Origin of the sequence: Actinoplanes sp. NPDC026619 (assembly GCF_040638295.1) — a bacterium.
In the GTDB taxonomy this organism is placed as follows: domain Bacteria; phylum Actinomycetota; class Actinomycetes; order Mycobacteriales; family Micromonosporaceae; genus Actinoplanes.
Window position 1 is genome coordinate 73,797 of the sequence record NZ_JBEZYA010000033.1, and the last position, 7,173, is coordinate 80,969.

At 71.6% G+C, this 7,173-nt stretch carries 8 protein-coding genes; all 8 read left to right on the plus strand.

Going from position 1 to position 7,173, the window contains the following annotated elements; genetic code table 11:
- Window positions 1–30 precede the first annotated feature (30 nt).
- Window positions 31–1,548 carry a DNA cytosine methyltransferase gene (locus tag AB0E90_RS43910; RefSeq protein ID WP_360418288.1) on the plus strand — a complete coding sequence of 506 codons (1,518 nt, stop codon included), beginning with the start codon at window positions 31–33 and terminating at the stop codon, window positions 1,546–1,548.
- An 88-nt stretch (window positions 1,549–1,636) separates the two neighbouring features.
- Complete coding sequence (locus AB0E90_RS43915) at window positions 1,637–2,584, plus strand: hypothetical protein (RefSeq protein ID WP_360418289.1); 948 nt, start codon at window positions 1,637–1,639, stop codon at window positions 2,582–2,584.
- 95 nt (window positions 2,585–2,679) lie between these two features.
- A complete protein-coding gene (locus AB0E90_RS43920; protein ID WP_360418290.1) occupies window positions 2,680–3,498 on the plus strand; it encodes a hypothetical protein in 819 nt (272 codons plus the stop codon).
- Window positions 3,499–3,562: 64 nt separating this feature from the next.
- On the plus strand, window positions 3,563–4,027 hold the full coding sequence (locus tag AB0E90_RS43925; protein WP_360418291.1) for a hypothetical protein: 465 nt from the start codon (window positions 3,563–3,565) through the stop codon (window positions 4,025–4,027).
- A gap of 174 nt (window positions 4,028–4,201) precedes the next feature.
- Window positions 4,202–4,696: a hypothetical protein gene (locus tag AB0E90_RS43930; protein ID WP_360418292.1), complete on the plus strand. Its 495-nt coding sequence runs from the start codon at window positions 4,202–4,204 to the stop codon at window positions 4,694–4,696.
- Between the two features lie 167 nt (window positions 4,697–4,863).
- Window positions 4,864–5,373, plus strand: a complete 510-nt coding sequence (locus AB0E90_RS43935; RefSeq protein ID WP_360418293.1) for a hypothetical protein — start codon at window positions 4,864–4,866, stop codon at window positions 5,371–5,373.
- A 223-nt stretch (window positions 5,374–5,596) separates the two neighbouring features.
- Window positions 5,597–6,514, plus strand: a complete 918-nt coding sequence (locus AB0E90_RS43940) for a DUF4192 domain-containing protein (RefSeq protein ID WP_360418294.1) — start codon at window positions 5,597–5,599, stop codon at window positions 6,512–6,514.
- Window positions 6,515–7,008: 494 nt separating this feature from the next.
- Window positions 7,009–7,173, plus strand: a 165-nt coding sequence (locus AB0E90_RS43945) for a hypothetical protein (protein ID WP_360418319.1), incomplete at its 3' end; no start/stop codon positions are given.

Consider the following 7,173-nt stretch of genomic DNA (forward strand, 5'->3'; position numbering starts at 1 on the left):
CGCGCCGTTTGTCGTTTCGGAGGACCTCCGGTGACCTTCACCCTCACCGATCTGTTCTGCGGCGCCGGCGGCAGCAGCTTCGGCGCCGAGCTCGTCTGCGGCATCCGCTGCGTCATCGCCGCCAACCACTGGCAACGCGCGGTCGACACCCACCAGCACAACCTCCCGCACGCCGGGCATGACTGCGCCGACATCTCCCAGGTCGACCCGCGCCGCTATCCGCACACCGACTTCCTGTGGGCGTCGCCGGAGTGCACCAACCATTCGCAGGCCAAAGGTGTTCGCGACGCCGACAAGATCCCGGACCTGTTCCAGCAGACGTTGCCTGACGAGGCCGCCGAACGCTCCCGGGCGACCATGTGGGACGTCGCCCGGTTCCTGGAGGCGAAACTGCTCGCCGGGCACCCGTATCTCGGGTTTGTTGTCGAGAACGTCGTCGAGGTCGTCAAATGGCTGCCCTACCGGGCGTGGCGCATCGCCCTGCAAGATCTGGGCTACTGCCTGCACACCGTCTACCTGAACTCGATGTTCGCCCAAGGCGGTGGCGACGGGGCCTGCCAGTCGAGGGACCGCTGGTACACCGTCGGGCACCGGGCCAGCATCGGCCGCTGCCCGGACCTGCGCCGGTGGACGCGCCCGGACGCGACCTGCGACCGGTGCGGCATCACCCAGAAACCGGTCCAGGCGTGGAAGGACCCCGGTCGGCAGTTCGGCCGCTACGGCACGCACGGGCAGTACGTGTGGCGCTGCCCGAACGGCGACTGCCGCGGCAACCGCGTCTACCCGCAGGTCCTGCCCGCGGCGGTCGCGATCGACTGGGCCGTGCTCGGCACCCGCATCGGCGACCGCAAGGAACCCCTGGCGGACAAGACGATGCAGCGCATCACCGACGGCTACCAGCGCTACGCCCGGCCGCTGATGGTGCCGGTCGGCGGGACCTGGCGCACCGACGCGCTACCGCTGGACGTGCCGATGCCGGCCCGCACCACCAGGGAGAACGACGCGGTCACCGTGCCGCCGCTGGTCGTCGCGCTGGAAGGCCGCGCCACCGTCGCGCACGTGCGCCCGGTCGACCAACCGCTGCGGGCACAGACCGGCCGCCACCAGGACGCCCTCGTGGTGCCGATGCGCAACCACGGCATCGCCCGCCCGGCCGGAAGCGACCCGCTGCCGACCGTCACCGCGGCCGGTAACCATCACGGCCTGCTCACCTGGCCGCAGTTGCTGGTCCCGTACTACTCGACCGGCCGGGCCCGCACCGTGGCCGAGCCGATGGGGGCGCTGTCCACCGTCGACCGGTACGCGCTGCTCGGCACGCAGATCAACGTGGAGGACTGCCTGTTCCGGATGCTGGAGCCGCACGAGATCCAGGCCGGGATGGCGTTCGACAACAGCTACGTCATCCTCGGCACCCGCCGCGAACGGGTCCGCCAAGCCGGCAACGCCGTCACCCCGCCCGCGGCCCGGGACCTGATCGCCGCACTGGTCGAGACCGTCAGCGGTCAGACCCCGACGTTCCGGGCCTCGCAGTGGGCGCTCGCGGCGTGATCCGCGACCTGGCCGCCCTGGCCACCGATCTCACCGGCCTCGAGCGGCACGGCGTGACGCCCCTTCACACTTGGCAGGAGAACCCCTCATGACTGTCTGCACCCAGGAGCAGGCGTGGCGGCTGATCCGCGCACTCGGCCCGGTCAACGCCGGCCGGCTGGTCGGCCACAGCCTGATCGGCCACGTCCCGCACCTGCCGGCCGGAACCCTGACCCCGCACGCCGCGCAGGTCCTGCACGACAACCTCTACCGGCCGCCGGACCTGGCGGTCACCGGCGACAGCATCTGCTACGTGGTCTGCAGCGATCACACCCCGATCGCGTGGCTGACCTACCACGCCCAGGTCGTCACCCCCGCCGCGCAGCTCACCGCCTACCAACTCGAGCATCAGGGCAAAGCGGTGGCGGCGCTGTCGCAGCTGACCCGCCGGGCGATCGGGCAACTGGCCCGGCTCCGGGACCAGCGCGAAGGCCGTGGCCCCGGTGCTGAGCCGGACGTCCGGGAGCAGACCACGCGGGTGCTGGTCGCCAACCCGACTGATCCGACGCTGACCTGGTGGACCAGCCTCAGCCCCGACCTGGACGCGAGCCGGGCGCATCTGGCCGCGCTGACCCGCACCAGCGGTGACGATGCGCTGGTTGTCGACGCGTTCGGCTACGGCGCCTACCAGCGCGGCAGCCATCCGCTGACGGTGCCGGTGCTGTGCACGATCGAGCGACTGGCCGCCGAGCACACGCTGGCGGCGTCGGTGATCGGCGACTGGCTCGATGCCGAAGGCGCGCCCCGCAGCCGACCGGACGCGACCGAAATCGAAGAAGCATTCACGGCCTGCTACCTCGGGCTGTATCCGTACCGGCGGGCGTTCGCCGAAGCCGAACGCGACCGGCGCGGCTGGCGTCACATCCTCGACGCCGCGGGGATCCCGCTGCACCTGTTCGACCTGCACCGCTACGCCGCGGACCTGTTCGCCGACGACGTCCGCAGCATCACTCTGACCGACGGCCGGCTCGCCGTGTTCCGCCGTCCCACCGGCTGACCCATCGATCCAACAGCCCATTGTTCGCGCGCCGCCTCCGAGACATGCCACGTCCCCGGGGGCGGCGCTTTTTGTGTCCGAAGGGATTTCAGTCCATGCCCGTCCGCTTCACCGCGGCGCCGAGCGCCAGCTACCGCGTACGACGGCCGCTGTCCGACACCGAAGTCGACACCGTCCGCCAGCACCTGCACGCCGACGTGCCCGGCCCACGCGAACTGCTCAACACCGTCGTCGCCGCCGTCTTCACCGCCCTGCTGGCCGACGTCGGCGACACCTACACCGACCACGAATCCGAGCCGGGGTTCGAACGCGGCCAGTACGCCATCCCGATCAGCCAGTGGACCGCGATCTGCCTCGCGCTCACCAGCCGCGCCGCCGCCTGGGGCCCCACCACCACCGTCGAGATGGACTTCGCCGCCCTGATGCCCAGCGCCTACGACGACCCCAACGCGATCACGCCCGACCTCAGCCCACCAGGGCAGCCGGCGTCCTCCACCTATGTCGAGGTCACCCCGGAAGCCGCCGACACCATCGCGGCGTGCGGGCGGCACCTCGCCGAGCTCGCCTACGCCTACGGCGGCCTCGATCTGTCCTTCGTCGCTGCTGCCGATACCTGGAACGAACAGCTCACCCGCCTGCTGAGCGCACCGGCAGATACCCGCGTGGTGCTGCACGCCGACGGGCCCCTGTCACTGCTCGTCACCACCGGCGACGGGGACCAGCACCGCATCACTTACCGCCCTTCACCGACCCGCTGCATCGCCGCCGGTGGATGCCAGGCCGTCGCCACCACAACCGGCGGCGTCCTGCTGTGGCAACCCGACAAGCCCGGCGCCGTGGTGCTCGACCACGAGCACGAGTCCGACGCCGCCCTCGACGGGCCGCGCCCCGGCACCTGGATCACCCAGCCCTGACCACATCCCCGCCGCCGGCTACCTGGCTGGCGCCAACCCCTTGCGAGAAAGGCCCATCACCGTCATGACACTCATGATCACCGCGACCAGCGCAATAACCATTCAACGCGAACAGCAACTGCGCACCGAGTTGGCCGCAGCCCGCGAACAGGCTGAACTCCTGCGACAGCGGGCGGAGAGCGCCAGGCTGCGGGCCGTCACCGCCGAGCAGCGGCACCACGACGACATCGCGCTGATCGGCGAGAAACTCATCGCCGAAGCCGACGACCGCGACTGGTGCGAGGTCTACGACGAGTTCGTCGACAAGCTCAACATCAACCTGCACATCGAACTGCCGCTACGCGAACGCGACTACACCGTCACCACCATGGTCGAGCTGCGCCTCGACGTGACCGCGACCAGCGAAGAACACGCCCGCGACCTCGCGGAAGACCTGGTCCGCCAGGCCGAGCAGCGCATCGACGCCATGGACTCGATCACCGCGTACCCGCAGGAGAGCCACCGCTACGACGTCGCGCTCGACGACTGACCTGTGGCTCGACCCGCTCGGCGCGGGCCGCCTGCCGCGGCCCGCGCCATCGGCCGCCTTGACCGCCGCCCGGCAGCGGCCTCGTGCCCCGGCCCCGACCGGCCGAGGTGCCCGCCGACGCCGCATCACCCGGCGCTGAACCCGCGGCACCGTTCGACCACCGGAGACATCACCATGGGCTACACCCACTGCTGGCGATACCAGCCGGACAGCCCCGCCTACGCGACGGCGTGGCCAGCCATCGTGCAGGACAGCAACCACATCATCGCCCAACTCAGTAAACGCATCCCGATCGCCGGACCCGACACGACCGGTGTCCCGCTGCTCAGCACGGCCGACGGGATCGCCTACAACGGTGGCCCCGGCGAGCACGGCGAGGCGTTCGTGCTCGCCGCCCCCGGCACCACGACCCGGCAATGGTGGTTCTGCAAAACCGACGGCCAGCCTTATGACCTCGCTGTCACCGCCACCTTGCTGCGCTGCCACCTGCTGCTGCCCGAGGCGTTCCTGATCGCCAGCGAAGGCGACTGGACCGCGGACTGGCAACCCGCCCGACGCCTGGTCAAACGCCTCTTCGGCGCGAATGTCACGACCATCCCGTTCAGTGACGCGGCGCTGCCCGATGACGACGACTTCCGGGCCCTGAGTACCGACACCACCGACCGCTGACCCCGTCTCGACACCGGCGCTCGATCGCCAACAGCCCGGTCCTGCCCCGCGCAGGGCCGGGCCTTTTTGTGCCCTCCGCAAGGACCTGCTCGTCCGCCTCCGGCCTCGACGACGTGCCCGGCCGGCGCCGGAGACACGGTCCCTGCCCATTTCAAAAGGAGCCCGCCGTGGACCGGAGTGCGCGAAGCGCGGACCTCGCCGCCCTGATCACCGACACCCGCAACTCCCTGATGCCGATCTTCGGCGCCATGGAGATCGCCGAGCAGGAGATAACTGACGCCCAGGTCCGGCACCCGAATGCCGCCGACCGGATCTGGCGCAGCTTCAAGCTCCTGGTCCCGACCAGCGATCTGCTGACCCGCAACGAACTGGTGTACCGCTCACACTGCCGGGAACTACTCGAACGCGTCGCCGCTGACGCCGACACCCGGCCCGGCACCGCCGCCGAATGCTGCGTCGCCCTGTGCGAGGTCAGCCAGCGGATCCCGCTGAACACCAGCGCCGCCGGCCTGTACGCCCGGATGTGGAAAGCCGCCGGACTGCCCCCGATCGAGCTCGGCGACGCGAGCGTGCACTACGAAGCGCTCGAGAGCGCCGCCATCGACGACAAAGAACGCGACCTACGAACCCGGCTCAGCCAGGCCGAGCGTCGCCTCGACGGCAAGCCCAGCAGCTGACGCTTCCCACTGCAGACAACTCGCCGCCGACCGGGGGCACAGTCGGCCATCACCTGTCGTGCGGTAAGCGTCCCGGCCCTGCCATTGCCCTGGCCGCGGTCCCCGGTCCGTGACGGCTGGCATCAGCGTCAACCAGACGGCTGGTCACCTCCGTCATCCACCGCCCACCACCGGACCGGCACCTCACCCCCTTCCGCAGCTTCACCGGAAAGGTTCGACAACCATGACCCGACCCACGACACCGCTGAGGTTCGCCTCCCCGGCCGACATCGTCGGCGCGGTGCCCTACCTGCTCGGCTACCACCCCGACAACGAGATCGTCGCGCTCTACCTCGACGGTCGCCGCCGCGTCATCACGAGCACCTCGGTACCGCTGACCCAGCCGTCCCCGGCCCGGCTCGCCCACCTCGCTCTGCACATCCCCGCCAGCCAGGCCGCAGGCATCGTGCTGATCGGCTACGGCTCCGAAACCGCCCGGTCCGCCGTCACGGCCGCCGGTGAGGTCTTCGACCTGCTCCGGGCCGTGCACGGCCTGTTTCTGGTCACCGGCAACCGGTGCGTGTGCCTGCTGCCCGGCTGTACCTGCCCCGCCACCGCCGGCATCGAGGTCGACCCGACGACCACGGCATCGGCCGCGCAGCTGTCGGTCGCCGGGCGCGTCGCGCTGCCGTCGCGCACCGACCTGCACCGGCTCGTCGCCGCCGATCCCGCCGGACGGGCCGAGATCAACGCGGCGCTGACCGCCGTGCCGGCCGGGTTCCGGCCCGATGCCGGGCACGTCACGTTCTCCCTCGCGCAAGCCAGCAACGGCCACCGGCTCACCGGTGAGCAAGCCGCCGAGTTCGTCATCGCCCTGACCGACCCGGATCTGCTGGCGATGGCACGCCGCTCGGTGTGCGGCTGCATGTGGCAGCGCGACCTGTGGCTGGACCTGACCCGCCGAGCACCCGACAGCCACCTCGCCGGGCCGGCCGGCCTCGCCGCCTGGTGCGCCTGGCGGCGCGGCGAAACCGCCCTGGCCGAGGCAGCCTTGCACCGTGCCCGGCAGGCCGCAGCTACCAACGTCCTGACCGACCTCGTCGGCCGGATCCTGCACGCGCGGCTGTCGGCCCGGCTCCTGACCCGGCCGCCGGCCTCATGAACCGTGCCGGCCGCCGACGCCGGCGGAGCAGACCTGCACCTCTCGCTGATCCGCCCGGCCGGCGGGCAACCCGCACCGCACACCGGCGTGCCGGGCACGCGCGACGGTCACCGCGGACCGAGCCGACGTGCCCCGACCGTCACCGTCGCCGGCTCGCACCGTCTATCGGCACCGCCGCCCGCCTGCGCTGGCGGCATCCGAACCGACGTCGCGCCACCTGCCGCCTGTGCCGGCACGGTGGCGCGCGTCCGCATCCTGTGAGGAGTTCCCATGTTGCATCGTCTACGCGGCGCACCCAGCCCTGGCATCTGTGATCCCGGTACGGCGCCGTCGCCTGCCCACGGCGGTGCTGCCGCGACCAGCGGCTACCCCACCGCGTCCATCAGCACCGCCCTCACCCGGCCGCTACCGGCGTCGCGCGTACCGGCACCGCCGGCGACAACCGGTTGCGTCCCATCCGAGCGGCCAACAGCAGTGCGGGCGGGAGGTCACTGATGGCGGCCCTCTCCGTAACGCCACCGCAGGATCCGCGACCGCAGCCGCCATCCGGCCTGCTCGCCGCCGCACTGCGCTACGCGGCGGCCGGGATCCCGGTGATGCCGCTGCACACCCCGGCCCGGGGGCGGGGGGGGGGGGGGCCGCCGCGGGGCGCGGGGGTC